Here is a 12,848-nt window from a genome sequence, read left to right as displayed (position 1 = left end):
CCTTGCAGTTGCCAGATGCCTGGCTTGAGGGAGTGTCTTGCCATCCGGTGGAGTCAGCGCAAGCGATGGAGTCGGCACTGATGGATCTTCAACCGGGCGTGGACGCGGTGGCAATGGCGGCAGCGGTGGCCGATCTGCGCCGGCGTGGTGGTGCATCTCCTGACAAGCCCGCGAAGGCCGCATTGGCCAGCGTTCTTTCGGCCGAAATGGAGCCTGTCCCCGATCTGTTGGCCGGTTTGGCTGAGCGCCGCCCCCCAGGTCAAGTGCTCTTGGGATTTGCTGCTCTCAGTGGTCAAGCTGATTCGCTGCTGGAACGGGCGCGTCAAAAACTCTCTGCCAAACAATGCGACCTGTTGTTTGCGAATCCCATTGATCAGCCCAATCAGGGGTTTGGTTCGCATCGGAACGGAGGCTGGTTGCTAAGGCGCGATGGCACAAAGGACCCGTTCTTGCCTCAATGCAAGCTTGAGCTCGCGAATCGCTTGCTGGATGAGATCGCCCTGCAATTGCCCGCCCTGCCACTGCCAGCGCTGCATGCCCTCAATTCGCAGCACGTTGTCTCAGGCAGTTAAGTCGTTGATCATTGCTTAAGAGCGTTCTCAGTCACTGTTGAATTGGGCCGTTCAACGGTTTCGAGACCCTCCCTTTGCGACCCGCAACGCGAAGGCTTGTTGAGAGCTGCAAAAGGCTTGCCGGAACGCTCGTTTTCGCCTTGTAAGATCGAAAAATCGGTGGATACCGTCTTCGTCCGGCTTATCAGCTTTCTTCTATGCGCATCCGTCCCCTGCTGGCCCTGGTGCTAGCCCTCTGTCTCTTTGTTGTAACCGCCTGCAGTGGTGGTGCTGAGGCCATAGATCGATCCAACGTCACCTATGACGACATCCGCAATACGGGCAAGGCCAATGATTGCCCCACCCTTCCTGATTCGGCACGTGGCTCCATCAGCCTCACGGCTGGTTCCGGTTACGAACTGCGTGGGATCTGTATGCATCCCTCTCGGGTCTTTGTCAAAGGCGAACCCGCGAATAAGCGTCAAGAGGCGCAATTCGTTGAGGGCAAAATCCTCACTCGCTACACCTCGAGCTTGGATGAAGTCTTTGGCGATCTCGTCGTTGGTGACAAAGGCCTGAGCTTCAGCGAAAAAGGCGGTATTGATTTCCAGCCGATCACGGTGTTGGTTCCTGGTGGTGAGGAATTCCCCTTCACCTTCTCAAGCAAAAACCTTCAAGCCACGGCTGACGGTTCAGCTCTGACAACTAGTACCGACTTCAACGGCACCTACCGCACACCTAGCTACCGCACCAGCAACTTCATCGATCCAAAGGGTCGCGCCTTAACCACTGGTGTGGATTATCCCCAGGGACTCGTGGGACTTGGTGGTGATTACGAAGAGCTTGAGAGCGAAAACGTCAAGCGCTACATCGATGGCACAGGCGAGATGAGCTTTTCGATCACCAAGGTGGATCCTGAAACCGGCGAATTTGCTGGCGTCTTCTCGGCGATTCAACCTTCCGATTCCGATATGGGTGGTCGCGAAATCGTTGACGTGAAGATCAGTGGAGAGGTCTTCGGTCGTCTTGAGGAGGCTTGACCTTCCAGTTCAGACGCATTGATTCAAAAGGAGGGCTCAGGCCCTCCTTTTTTCTGTCTTCTGGGAGAATCTCGCCATCCCTGATCCAGACACGAATCGCCGATGACTGCCACTTCCTCTTCCTCGCAGCGCTCCGGGGTGATTGCTCCTTACGGAGGCACTTTGGTGGATTTGATGGTGTCAGCCCCTGAGCATGCAGCGCTGAAGGCTTCTGCCACCACAAGCATCGAATGTTCTGATCGCAATGCCTGTGATGTTGAGCTGCTTGTTGTAGGTGGATTTTCCCCAGAGCGGGGATTCATGCATCAGGCCGACTACGACTCCGTTGTTGCCGGGCATCGCACCACCTCTGGCTACCTGTTCGGGTTGCCGATTGTGATGGATACCGATCGTGAAGACGTCGCGGTTGGAGACAAGGTGTTGTTGACCTACAAAGGTCAGGATCTGGCTGTTCTCACCGTTGGAGATAAGTGGGAACCCGACAAGGTTGTCGAGGCCAAAGGCTGTTATGGCACCACCTCGCTAGAGCACCCGGCGGTGCGCATGATCGCCACAGAGCGCCGTCGTTTCTATCTCGGGGGCCTGATTCAGGGCTTGGAGCTTCCGAAGCGTGTCTTCCCCTGCAAAACGCCATCTGAGGTCCGAGCCAGCCTCCCCGACGGCGAAGACGTGGTGGCATTCCAGTGCCGTAATCCCATTCATCGCGCCCACTACGAGCTCTTCACCCGCGCACTGCACGCCCAAAACGTCAGCGAGAATGCCGTCGTGCTGGTCCACCCCACCTGTGGGCCCACCCAGCAGGACGATATTCCAGGCTCCGTTCGCTTCCAGACCTATGAACGCCTGGCCGCAGAGGTGGATAACGCGAGTATTCGTTGGGCCTATCTGCCGTATGCCATGCATATGGCAGGTCCGCGTGAAGCCCTGCAACACATGATCATTCGCCGGAACTACGGCTGCACGCACTTCATCATTGGCCGGGATATGGCTGGGTGTAAATCCTCCCTCTCCGGGGATGATTTTTATGGCCCTTATGACGCGCAGAATTTCGCCAAAGAATGTGCTCCTGAACTGACGATGGAGACCGTTCCCTCTCTAAATCTCGTCTTTACCGATGAAGAGGGGTATGTCACTGCGGAACATGCGGAGGCCCGTGGTCTGCATGTCAAAAAGCTCAGCGGCACCCAATTCCGCAAGATGCTTCGTAGTGGCGAGGAGATCCCGGAGTGGTTTGCGTTCCGCAGCGTGGTTGAGGTCCTTCGGGCCTCCTGATTTTTTCAATTTCTATTAACATTCCTTCATCAGAGGCGAAGAACCTTGAACAAGCGTTGGCGCAATGTGGGGCTTTATGTCCTGCTCGTAGTGGTAGTGATCGTTGTGGGTACGGCGTTCCTTGACCGTCCAGACCCTGCAACGGCAGCTCGCACGCTGCGGTACAGCGACTTTGTGGAATCCGTTCAGGAAGATCAAGTCAGCAGAGTTTTGTTGTCTCCCGACCGTGGAACCGCTCAGATTGTTGAGACCGATGGTCGTCGTGCGGAGGTGAACCTTGCTCCGGACAAGGATCTGCTGAAGATGTTGACGGATCACAACGTTGACATCGCTGTGCAGCCTTCACGTCAGCCAGGCGCATGGCAGCAAGCGGCAACCAGCTTGATCTTCCCGCTCTTGCTCCTTGGCGGTCTGTTCTTCCTGTTCCGTCGAGCCCAAGGCGGCGGCGGTGGTGGAGGAAACCAAGCCATGAATTTCGGCAAGAGCAAGGCGAGGGTTCAAATGGAACCCACCACGCAGATCACTTTCGGTGATGTTGCCGGAATCGAAGGCGCCAAGCTTGAGCTCACTGAGGTGGTTGATTTCCTCAAGAACCCAGACCGCTTCACGGCTGTTGGAGCAAAAATTCCGAAGGGTTGTTTGCTTGTTGGCCCTCCGGGCACGGGTAAAACCTTGCTTGCCAAAGCCGTGGCGGGTGAAGCAGGAGTGCCTTTCTTCTCAATCTCAGGCTCTGAGTTCGTTGAGATGTTCGTTGGTGTTGGTGCCAGCCGTGTCCGTGACCTGTTTGAGCAGGCCAAGAAAAATGCTCCCTGCATCGTGTTCATCGATGAGATCGATGCCGTAGGCCGGCAGCGTGGCGCTGGACTCGGCGGTGGCAACGATGAGCGCGAGCAAACCTTGAACCAGCTCCTGACGGAGATGGATGGCTTTGAAGGCAATACCGGAATCATCATCATTGCTGCAACCAACCGCCCTGACGTGTTGGATTCAGCCTTGATGCGTCCAGGCCGTTTCGACCGTCAAGTCACCGTTGACCGTCCTGATTACGCCGGCCGTCTTCAGATTCTCGGCGTTCATGCTCGCAGTAAAACCCTGTCGAAGGACGTGGATCTCGACAAGGTGGCTCGCCGCACCCCTGGTTACACCGGTGCAGACCTGGCCAACCTTCTCAATGAAGCCGCAATTCTTGCTGCGCGTCGCCAACTCACTGAGGTCAGCAATGACGAAATCAGTGATGCCATCGAGCGCATCATGGTGGGCCCCGAGAAGAAAGACCGTGTGATGAGCGAGCGCCGCAAGCGGCTTGTGGCGTATCACGAAGCAGGCCATGCACTGGTGGGTGCACTGATGCCTGATTACGACGCCGTGCAGAAGATTTCGATCATTCCCCGCGGGAACGCTGGCGGTTTGACCTTCTTCACCCCGAGCGAAGAACGGATGGAATCTGGCCTTTACTCACGGACCTATCTTCAAAATCAGATGGCCGTGGCCTTGGGTGGTCGGGTTGCAGAAGAAATTGTTTACGGAGAAGACGAAGTCACAACGGGTGCTTCCAACGATCTTCAGCAGGTTGCTTCGGTTGCCCGTCAAATGGTGACCCGCTTTGGGATGAGCGACAAGCTCGGCCCTGTTGCCCTCGGCCGTGCACAAGGTGGAATGTTCTTGGGTCGCGATATCGCTGCTGAACGTGATTTCTCTGAGGACACGGCAGCCACGATTGATTCCGAGGTGTCTGATCTTGTCGACGTCGCCTATCACCGTGCCACCAAGGTGTTGAACGACAACCGTTCTGTCCTTGATGAGCTCGCTGAAATGCTTGTTGAAAGCGAAACTGTGGATTCACAGGAACTTCAGGATCTCTTGATCCGACGCGATGTACGAATTGCTGAGTACGTCTGATCGTCAGCAGTGGTTGATGGCCTCTTTGGCCCAGCAACCACTCATCATTGTTTTGCGGCCCAAGGAGAGCGATCTTCTTGGGCCGTTTTTGCAGTCACTGTTGTGTCAACGCGTCGATCAGTTGGTCGAGCTTGGTCTCCATCACATTGAAATTGCCTGGGTGGATCACTCCCGTTGGAGTGCTCTGATCACGGCGATCCGTCTTCGGCATCCCACCCTTCAGCTGGGAGTTGCTTCGGTGACCTCTCAACGGGGTCTCCAGGCCGTGATCGATCTCGATTTGCCCTACGCCATGTCTCCGCTTTTGGATCAGGGCCTGGTTTCAATGGCTCATCAACACAACTGTTGTCTTGTGCCTGGTGTGATGACGCCAACCGAAATTCGCCAGGCGGTTGTCCTTGGTTGCCATGTTGTGAAACTGTTTCCAGCCGTTGTGCTGGGCCTCGATTATCACCGGCAGATTTCCGCCCCAATGGGGGATCTGCCTTTCATGATTGCCGCCGGAGGGTTGAGTGTGGCCGACTTGGATCCGTGGTTATCGGCTGGTTACGACGCGATTGCCCTCGGTCGTGGCGTTCTCAGCACAACAAACGCCATCGCCGACCTAAGCCATTGGTTGACGTGAGTCTTATCTGCTACAGATGGGATAGTGAATTCATTTCGAATGTCTCAGTTATCCATCAAGCTGAGCGACAAGGCGGATGCTCTGATCGCGCAATTGCAGAAAGAGATCTTTAACCGTCGCCGTAAAAAGGTCACGGCAGCTGGTGTTGTGGAGACCTTGGTTGAAAGCGGCGCAAGGTCTCAGTCCGACAAGCGCTTTGCCACCTCTTGGGTCAATCTGATTGAAGACATTGAGAAGGCGGCCAAGTTGGCCAATGCGCATGGGAGCAAGCCCGCAGCCCTGACGGATGAGGAATGGGTGATGGTGTTGAGCCATCGCAATCGCCAAGTCTCCAAACCGCGTCAAGCCAGTAAAGCCAGTAAAGCCAGCAAAGCGGTGAAGGCCGAGAAGCCTGCTGCTGCTGCGCGCACCACGACCGCAACAAAAACGAAACGAGCTTCCTCCTCATCGCGGGTGGCCAAAGCTCGGGTGGCCAAGACAACGGAAACGTCTACCACCTCCTTGGCATCAGTCGGAAAGCCTCGTAAAGCGCGCCGTGCCCGTAAGTCGGTGACTGAGTCCACTTCAACGCGTTCCACGGCTGGCCGTATGGCGAAAGCGGCAGCACAGTTGGCTAGTAGCAGTGGGATCAAGTCTCCGGCTAGAAGCTAGGGCTCTTTCAGATCACCAAAGGCTGCATTGCCCTTGCTGCCTGAGCAGGTGATCGGCAAGCACCAAGGACACCATGGCTTCCACCATCGGAACGGCTCTTGGTAAGACGCAAGGGTCGTGGCGTCCTTTCGCTGAAAGCGTGGTCGCCTCTCCTGCTGCATTGATGGTTTGTTGCTCCTTACGGATGGTGGCCGTTGGTTTGAAGGCCACTCGGATCACAATCGGTTCTCCATTGCTGATCCCTCCCTGAATGCCTCCGGAATAGTTCGTGGCCGTATGCAAGGTTCCATCCTGGGTGGGTAGGAAGGCATCGTTGTGGGCACTGCCTTTCAGCAACGTGCCAGCAAAACCCGATCCGATTTCAAAGCCCTTTGTGGCGGGCAGTGACATCACAGCTTTGGCGAGATCAGCTTCTAACTTGTCGAACACGGGCATTCCCAATCCCGTGCTCGCTTGCCTCACCACGCACTCAATGACCCCGCCGCAGGAATCGCCCTCTTGGCCGATCGCTTCAATGCGTTGAATCATTTGTTCAGCCATCCTTGCATCAGGGCAACGAACGATATTGCTTTCCACTTGTTCGGGAGTGACTGAGTTGGGATCAACGCTCGCTTCCAGGTCGTGGATTCGTTTCACCCAGGCAATCACTTCAGTGCCATTGGCTTGTCTTAGAAGCTGCCTTGCAATGGCGCCTGCAGCAACACGTCCAATCGTTTCCCGTGCTGAGGCCCTGCCACCGCCACTGCGGGCCTGAATGCCGTACTTCGCCTGGTACGTGGCATCGGCATGGGAGGGGCGAAAGGCCACTTCCATGTCTTTGTAGTCCTGAGGTCGTTGGTCCTTGTTGCGCACCACCATCGCAATCGGTGTGCCCAGGGTCTCTCCATCGAGCAAGCCGCTGAGAATTTCAACTTGGTCGGCTTCTTTCCTTGGGGTGGTGATGCGACTTTGCCCCGGACGTCTGCGGTCGAGGTCTGCCTGAATGGCTTCTAAATCTAATTTCAGCCTGGGCGGGCAGCCATCCACAATGACGCCGACGCCTCCACCATGGGATTCCCCAAAGGTGCTGATCCGAAACAGGTCCCCGAAACTGCTACCCATGCTGTCTCCCTGCTGGGATGAGCGTAATGAGTCGGGTTCACTGTTGAGCTCTGATGCGCTCAGATCAGATCAGATCAGGAAGCGCTCCCTTTGGGCGTTCTCTGTCTGGGAGGTCTCTCAGCATCGTGAAATCTTCAAAGCTGAATCCAGGCCCAACACAGCAACTCACCAGGCTGTAAGGACCTTCGGCTTTGGCGGCCTGCCAGTAATCCGCTGGAATCACCTGAACAGGGTTATGCATCGACAACACCTCTCGAGTGGCCTGATCGGCCTCTGGCTTGAGGCACCAAAGGCTCAGGGGAGCTCCTTGTAGATGAGTCCAAACTTCATCGGCATGACTGACCCTGTGCCAGCGACTGAGCGACCCTGCATCCAAGAGGTACAGGATTGTGCTGATGGCACAGCGTTGCTGTTGATCTGGTCGAACCACAAGCACAGGGCTGCGATGCAGCTCGCGATACCAGCCGCCCTCCGGATGGGGTTGCAGCTTCCATTCCTTTACCAGCTTCTCAACGACTTCTGAAGGGTTGCGTTCGCTCATACCCTTCATTCTCCTCTTTTGTGATCGCGAAACAGGCCTAGGACGAGCCCTCTGGCTTGGCTTGAATTTAAGCCGCTGTCGCAGGACGTCTCGGTGGACAGGCCATTAGGGGGCGATGGTGATGACGACGTGGTGTTCTGTTGGGAGCTGCAGTGATGTTTCGTTTTTGGCCTGCTTCGGCAAGGTCTGCTTGTAAGCGTTCGGTGCAGCACAGCAACCTCGACCAGCTCGGGAGCTGATGGGCCACTGGCGCTGCCATCAAGTCCTCAACTTTGGGACGCAACAAAGTTGCGAAGCTTTGGACAGCAAGTTCCTCGCTGTGTCGGTTGTAAGGCAGACGATTAATGGCTGAATCCAATCCAAACTGTTGGACACGGTCTTCGCCCACTCGTCGGAACAGCACTTCAAGCGTTGGGATTTGGTCTGGAGACAACATCCGACCCTCATGCTCCATGAGTCCACGAAGCACCGTGGCAAAAATTTCACCGGCCATGCGTTGCAACCCCTCTGAAGGAGCATTGCCCAGGGTTTTGTGCTTGTGATCAAACAAGCCGAGATCCACTTGGGCGATGCGCCGAGGAGCCACATGGCGATACACCTCCGAAAGCAAACCAATTTCGAGTCCCCAGTCGGAAGGAATGCGCAAATTCATGGCCAGATCTCTGGTGAACGCGAATTCGCCGGCTAAGGGGTAGCGAAAGGATTGGAGATAGCGCAAGTAAGGCATCGGGCCAAAAATCTGCTCCAGGCTGGTGAGGAGTGGACCCACAAACAGGCGCGTTGCCCTTCCGTGGAGAGATTGGGTCTCGAGCGAAAGACGGCTGTAAAACGCTTTCACGTAAGCCACACCGAGAGAGGGATCCAGCAACGGTCGCAGCATTCTTTGGGGATACGCCGGTGAAAAGGTGCGGATGTCGGCATCAAAGAGTCCAACGATCTCAGCGTTCCTGCAAGCCACACCAAGTCCTTGCCACACAGCCCAGCCTTTCCCGGGTGGTCCGGTCACATTGAGGCCGAGGGTCTGAAGAGACTGCAGTGATTCGGCAACGGCAGGGCCATTAGTCCAGTGCACGCGCACCGGAAATGGCATGTCAGCGAAGAACGCTTCCGCAGCGGCGACATCGTCGCTGGTCTCTGCAGACAACGCGATCACAAGTTCTTCGAGGCCGCTTAGTTCTGCCAGCACCTCACGGATCAGTCCGAGCGCAGGTCGGCTGAATTCTTCCATGAGGCACGGGATCAGCAAGGACGTTGGGCGTTGCCTCAGCTGACGACGAAAGTCTGGGAGGTCCAGCTTCCCGAGCCCATAATCATGAATTGTGGCGATTAATCCCTGCTGAAAATCCATGCGGTGATCAATGCGACAACAATTTGCGGAGCTCTGTTCCATACCTGATGCACTTGGCAAAGGCACGGTGTCGAAGCTGTTAATGGCGCATGAGGGGTTGCCATCGCTTCTGACGGAGCTCTATGAACACCATTCTTCGGAGGATCTCAATCTGCTGTCGTCGCAATTGCTGCATTCCGAGCAGTCCGCGTCAGAGATTGCCGTTTCAGAGTCGCTTGATGCTGGGGGTGCAGATGCAACGGCAACGGGTGCGCGTTGGGATTCCTCGAGTTGTGTGTTGATTGCCTACGCCGATACGGTGAGCGCTAATGACCAGCCTGGGCTCCGTTGTTTGCAGGCCCTCCTCCAGAAGCATTTCAACGGGCTCTCATCGGTCGTGCATGTGTTGCCCTTCTTGCGCTCAACCAGTGATGGAGGTTTTGCTGTTGCCAGTCATGAGGAGATTGAGCAACGCTTCGGCGATTGGAATGATTTGGCCGCGTTGGCTGAAGGTCGCCAGTTGATGGCTGATCTGGTTCTTAATCACATTTCAGCGTCTCACCCTTGGGTGCGGGCTTTCCTGAAGGGAGAGCAACCTGGATCTCGATGTGTGTTGGCTGCTGCTCCCAACCCTTGTTGGGACAATGTGGTGCGCCCGCGAAGCTCAGCCCTCTTCACCACATTGGCAACAGATCGGGGGCCAGAAACGGTCTGGACCACGTTCGGGCCCGATCAAGTGGATGTGAATTGGCGTGAGCCTGAGGTGTTGCTGGGGTTCACTCGCCTGCTCGATCTTTTTTGCAGTTATGGGGTCCAATGGTTGCGGCTTGATGCGGTGGGGTTTGTTTGGAAAGAGCCTTTTAGTGACTGCATCCATCAGCCTCAGGCCCATCGGTTGGTGGAAGTGTTGCGTCTTCTCTTGGAGTCGCGATGTCCTCAGGGAGTAGTGGTAACGGAGACGAATGTCCCCGAGCAGGAAAATCTGTCTTACTTGACCACTGGTTCAGAAGCGCACCTCGCCTACAACTTCCCCTTACCTCCTCTGGTCCTCGAGGCATGTCTCAGTCGTCGTGCCGATCTGCTGAATTCCTGGCTGGCGCGTTGGCCTCAGCTCCCTCCGGAGACAGGCCTTCTCAATTTCACCGCCTGTCATGACGGGATTGGTTTGCGGCCGCTCGAAGGCTTAATGGAATCCGCTCGTTTGCTTCAGTTGCTGGAGCAATGCGAGCGGCGGGGTGGCTTGGTGAGTCACCGGCGCTTGGCGGATGGACTGGAGGTTCCCTATGAGATCAATATCAGCTGGTGGAGTGCCATGGCGGCTCCAGGGAGGGATCCATCACACCATCAACGTGCTCGTTTTTTGTTGACGCAACTGCTGCTGTTGACGTTGCCCGGTGTGCCTGCGTTCTATCTGCCTGCCTTACTGGCAACTCCTAACGACAATGCCCGCTTTCGCCTCAGCGGTCATCGGCGCGATCTCAACCGTCCTCAATTTCAACTCGACCGTTTAGAGCGTTTGTTGGCTGATTCCGAAAGCGATACCAGTCAGGTGGTGGTGTCACTGCAACAAGCGATGGCTGTTCGTCGTGGCCAGGCGGCCTTAGATCCCTTTGCCCCAATGACGGTGCTGAGCGAAGGGCGCTCTGATCTGGTGATTCTGCAAAGGGGTGAAGGGGCAAGCACTCTGTTTGCGATTCACAATTTCAGTGATGTTCGCCTCAGTTTCCCTTTGAGCACCCTTACGAACGCCACAGGGTCTGTTTGGCATGACGTGTTGAACGGGCATTCTCTGGTTGAGGGCCAAACGGCTCTCGATCTTGAGCCGTTTGCTGTGCATTGGTTAACCCGATGAAGACAACAGATGCTCTGTCCTCAATCCGCTGGTGGGTCGTCACCGATCTCGATGGGACCCTGATGGACCATGCCTACAACTGGGAGCCGGCAAGGGAGGCGATCCGTGGCTTGCAGCTACAGGGAATTCCCGTGATTCCTTGTACGAGCAAAACGGCCGAGGAGGTGAAAAGTTTCAGGGCTGCAGCTGGGTTGAAGGATCCGTTCATCGTTGAAAACGGAGGGGCTGTTCATGGGGAAACCAGTGATGGTGAGCCATGGGAGCTTGCTTTGGGATGCCCTGTTGCTGAACTTCGCCCTGTTTTGCTTGAGCTTGAGTCGTTGCTCTGCGAGCCGTTGCAACCGATTGACGCCCTTTCGGATCAAGAGGCTTCAGCCCTGCTTGGGTTGCAGGGTGAAGCGCTGCAGTTGGCGTGTACGAGGCGTTGGAGTTTGCCGTTTGTTCCCCCTTCCGCATCGGCTCGGCAACGGTTGCCAGAACTCGCCAACCGGCTTGGTTTCGCTGTGGTTCAGGGCAACCGTATGGGGCATCTCCTCGGCGCAGATGTCAGCAAGGGTCGAGCGCTTGAGGTTTTGAAGCAGCGCAGTGGGGGCTCGCCTGTGCGAGTACTCGCCTTGGGTGACTCTCCCAATGACCAGCCCCTCCTTGAGGCTGGTGATCTCTCCGTTGTTGTGCCTGGTGCGAATGGTCCCCATCCAGTTTTTGCTGAAGCGATCGCTCAAGGCCGCTACCAGTTAGCGCCTGCTTGCCACGCTCAGGGCTGGGCAGAGGTGGTGTTTCAGCACGTTCTCAATGCACGGTGCTGATGCCATGCACATCGATTGTTTCCACAAAGACCGAGTGAAACTCTTCTTGCAAGGGGAGCAGACTTGATCAGAGAGATGATCAAGCACGGATGACAGCGATTCAATGCCGATACACCGGTGACTTGCACTGCACGGCTCAGCACGGACCCTCGGGCACCGTTCTCAACACCGATGCACCAACGGATCATGACGGCCTTGGTGAATCCTTTTCGCCGACTGATCTTCTGGCGACAGCGCTTGGCACATGCATCTTGACGATCATGGGAATCGCCGCACGGCGTCGCGGCTGGGACCTCGTTGACGCCAACGTGGTCGTTGAAAAAACAATGACGACCGCGGGACCACGTCGCATTGAAAGCCTTCAAGCTCAGATCATCCTCCCTGTTGCTTTAAGTCAGGAACAAAGGGCTTTGTTGAAGCGGGTCGCGAATGATTGCCCTGTTAAACGAAACCTCGACGCTTCAATCACGATTGATTTGATCTGGAGCGACGCAAGTTCTACGGCGCTCTAGTTGTTTTATCAACGCCATTCAGGTGAGGAGATTTTGATGAGACTTCAATTCATACCTATTCATGTCTTTCGTGAAACACCATCAGTCACTTTTTTCGATGCAGGTGTGTCAGGAACCAATGGAACTGATGTCGTCGTTCACCGGGGTGCGGCGACGTCACCACCCGATGCGAATGGATTTGAGCAGTACTACGTCCACCAGCATCAAGTGGATCACAATTTGGTGCTCGAGGGACAGCGCACCTTCGTCCTTTTGAATCCGGCTTGGGACCAGTCCCATCACGTCATTCATCTGATCCGGGAGATGGGTGCGCTTCAGATCCCAGTAGGCACCTATCACCGCTCAACATCTGGTGAATCGGGGAGCATGGTGTTGAACCAGTCGCTGCGTGACCCCCAGTTTGATTTCAAGACTGAGTTCATTCCTGTGAGCTTGGAGGGGCGAGAAGATCTCCGTCAGGCACAAGCCTCTGTTCCATGGGTATGGAGTTGGAAAGACGGCCACATCTGCCGTTCTCATTGAGTTCTGCTCCAAAGCCCAAGCCACAAAAAAGCCCCCTCCTTTTGGGAGGGGGCTTTCTAGTTCAGCTGATCTGAACTTTGGATTGATTCCAAATCAACCGATTGCAGGTGCTTGAAGGGCCACAGGTGTGGACTCAGCAGCTGCCAGGT

At 55.9% G+C, this 12,848-nt stretch carries 13 protein-coding genes; 10 read left to right on the top strand and 3 right to left on the bottom strand.

Annotated elements, in window-relative coordinates:
- The 6 genes from NCN04_RS02940 to NCN04_RS02915 form a co-directional block, all read left to right on the top strand.
- A partial coding sequence (locus NCN04_RS02940; protein ID WP_284498532.1) for a phosphopantothenoylcysteine decarboxylase domain-containing protein occupies positions 1–572 on the top strand: 572 nt, incomplete at its 5' end.
- Positions 573–769: 197 nt separating this feature from the next.
- On the top strand, positions 770–1,591 hold the full coding sequence (locus tag NCN04_RS02935; protein WP_048347845.1) for a photosystem II manganese-stabilizing polypeptide: 822 nt from the start codon (positions 770–772) through the stop codon (positions 1,589–1,591).
- Between the two features lie 102 nt (positions 1,592–1,693).
- Positions 1,694–2,863, top strand: a complete 1,170-nt coding sequence (sat, locus tag NCN04_RS02930; RefSeq protein ID WP_250395135.1) for a sulfate adenylyltransferase — start codon at positions 1,694–1,696, stop codon at positions 2,861–2,863.
- A 45-nt stretch (positions 2,864–2,908) separates the two neighbouring features.
- Positions 2,909–4,762: an ATP-dependent zinc metalloprotease FtsH3 gene (gene ftsH3 / locus NCN04_RS02925; RefSeq protein ID WP_186524521.1), complete on the top strand. Its 1,854-nt coding sequence runs from the start codon at positions 2,909–2,911 to the stop codon at positions 4,760–4,762.
- Positions 4,737–5,387 (top strand): bifunctional 4-hydroxy-2-oxoglutarate aldolase/2-dehydro-3-deoxy-phosphogluconate aldolase, encoded by a 651-nt coding sequence (locus tag NCN04_RS02920; protein WP_250395134.1) that lies wholly within the window; start codon positions 4,737–4,739, stop codon positions 5,385–5,387. The genes ftsH3 and NCN04_RS02920 overlap by 26 nt, the downstream gene beginning before the upstream one ends.
- Positions 5,388–5,426: 39 nt before the next feature.
- Positions 5,427–6,038, top strand: a complete 612-nt coding sequence (locus tag NCN04_RS02915) for a hypothetical protein (RefSeq protein ID WP_250395133.1) — start codon at positions 5,427–5,429, stop codon at positions 6,036–6,038.
- Positions 6,039–6,050: 12 nt separating this feature from the next.
- On the opposite strand, the gene aroC is transcribed toward NCN04_RS02915, so the two are convergent.
- The 3 genes from aroC to NCN04_RS02900 form a co-directional block, all read right to left on the bottom strand.
- On the bottom strand, positions 6,051–7,139 hold the full coding sequence (gene aroC / locus NCN04_RS02910) for a chorismate synthase (RefSeq protein ID WP_250395132.1): 1,089 nt from the start codon (positions 7,137–7,139) through the stop codon (positions 6,051–6,053).
- A 64-nt stretch (positions 7,140–7,203) separates the two neighbouring features.
- Complete coding sequence (locus tag NCN04_RS02905) at positions 7,204–7,680, bottom strand: cupin domain-containing protein (protein ID WP_250395131.1); 477 nt, start codon at positions 7,678–7,680, stop codon at positions 7,204–7,206.
- A gap of 67 nt (positions 7,681–7,747) precedes the next feature.
- Positions 7,748–9,028, bottom strand: coding sequence for a glycosyltransferase family protein (locus tag NCN04_RS02900; protein ID WP_250395130.1), 1,281 nt, complete (start codon positions 9,026–9,028; stop codon positions 7,748–7,750).
- 10 nt (positions 9,029–9,038) lie between these two features.
- On the opposite strand from NCN04_RS02900, the gene NCN04_RS02895 reads away from it, so the two are divergent.
- The 4 genes from NCN04_RS02895 (at position 9,039) to NCN04_RS02880 (ending at position 12,699) form a co-directional block, all read left to right on the top strand.
- Positions 9,039–10,859, top strand: a complete 1,821-nt coding sequence (locus tag NCN04_RS02895; RefSeq protein ID WP_250395129.1) for an alpha-amylase family glycosyl hydrolase — start codon at positions 9,039–9,041, stop codon at positions 10,857–10,859.
- On the top strand, positions 10,856–11,665 hold the full coding sequence (locus NCN04_RS02890) for an HAD-IIB family hydrolase (protein ID WP_250395128.1): 810 nt from the start codon (positions 10,856–10,858) through the stop codon (positions 11,663–11,665). The genes NCN04_RS02895 and NCN04_RS02890 overlap by 4 nt, the downstream gene beginning before the upstream one ends.
- An 89-nt stretch (positions 11,666–11,754) precedes the next feature.
- On the top strand, positions 11,755–12,177 hold the full coding sequence (locus tag NCN04_RS02885; RefSeq protein ID WP_250395127.1) for an OsmC family protein: 423 nt from the start codon (positions 11,755–11,757) through the stop codon (positions 12,175–12,177).
- A 36-nt stretch (positions 12,178–12,213) separates the two neighbouring features.
- The gene (locus tag NCN04_RS02880; protein WP_250395126.1) at positions 12,214–12,699 is read left to right on the top strand and encodes a hemagglutinin; all 486 of its coding nucleotides are present in this window, start codon (positions 12,214–12,216) and stop codon (positions 12,697–12,699) included.
- Positions 12,700–12,848: the final 149 nt, after the last annotated feature.

This window comes from Synechococcus sp. MU1655, assembly GCF_023630655.1.
GTDB lineage: Bacteria > Cyanobacteriota > Cyanobacteriia > PCC-6307 > Cyanobiaceae > Synechococcus_C.
Note: the sequence above shows the minus strand (reverse complement) of the source record. Positions and strands in the feature narration are given on the sequence as shown.

What these genes read in the sequence shown, in the direction of transcription:
- NCN04_RS02920 (WP_250395134.1), top strand. Translation starts at nt 4,737, where the DNA reads ATGTACGAATTGCTGAGTACGTCTGATCGTCAGCAGTGGTTGATGGCC.
- NCN04_RS02890 (WP_250395128.1), top strand. Translation starts at nt 10,856, where the DNA reads ATGAAGACAACAGATGCTCTGTCCTCAATCCGCTGGTGGGTCGTCACC.
- NCN04_RS02915 (WP_250395133.1), top strand. Translation starts at nt 5,427, where the DNA reads ATGTCTCAGTTATCCATCAAGCTGAGCGACAAGGCGGATGCTCTGATC.
- NCN04_RS02885 (WP_250395127.1), top strand. Translation starts at nt 11,755, where the DNA reads ATGACAGCGATTCAATGCCGATACACCGGTGACTTGCACTGCACGGCT.
- aroC (WP_250395132.1), bottom strand. Translation starts at nt 7,139, where the DNA reads ATGGGTAGCAGTTTCGGGGACCTGTTTCGGATCAGCACCTTTGGGGAA.
- NCN04_RS02880 (WP_250395126.1), top strand. Translation starts at nt 12,214, where the DNA reads ATGAGACTTCAATTCATACCTATTCATGTCTTTCGTGAAACACCATCA.
- NCN04_RS02895 (WP_250395129.1), top strand. Translation starts at nt 9,039, where the DNA reads ATGCGACAACAATTTGCGGAGCTCTGTTCCATACCTGATGCACTTGGC.
- NCN04_RS02905 (WP_250395131.1), bottom strand. Translation starts at nt 7,680, where the DNA reads ATGAGCGAACGCAACCCTTCAGAAGTCGTTGAGAAGCTGGTAAAGGAA.
- NCN04_RS02935 (WP_048347845.1), top strand. Translation starts at nt 770, where the DNA reads ATGCGCATCCGTCCCCTGCTGGCCCTGGTGCTAGCCCTCTGTCTCTTT.
- sat (WP_250395135.1), top strand. Translation starts at nt 1,694, where the DNA reads ATGACTGCCACTTCCTCTTCCTCGCAGCGCTCCGGGGTGATTGCTCCT.
- NCN04_RS02900 (WP_250395130.1), bottom strand. Translation starts at nt 9,028, where the DNA reads ATGGATTTTCAGCAGGGATTAATCGCCACAATTCATGATTATGGGCTC.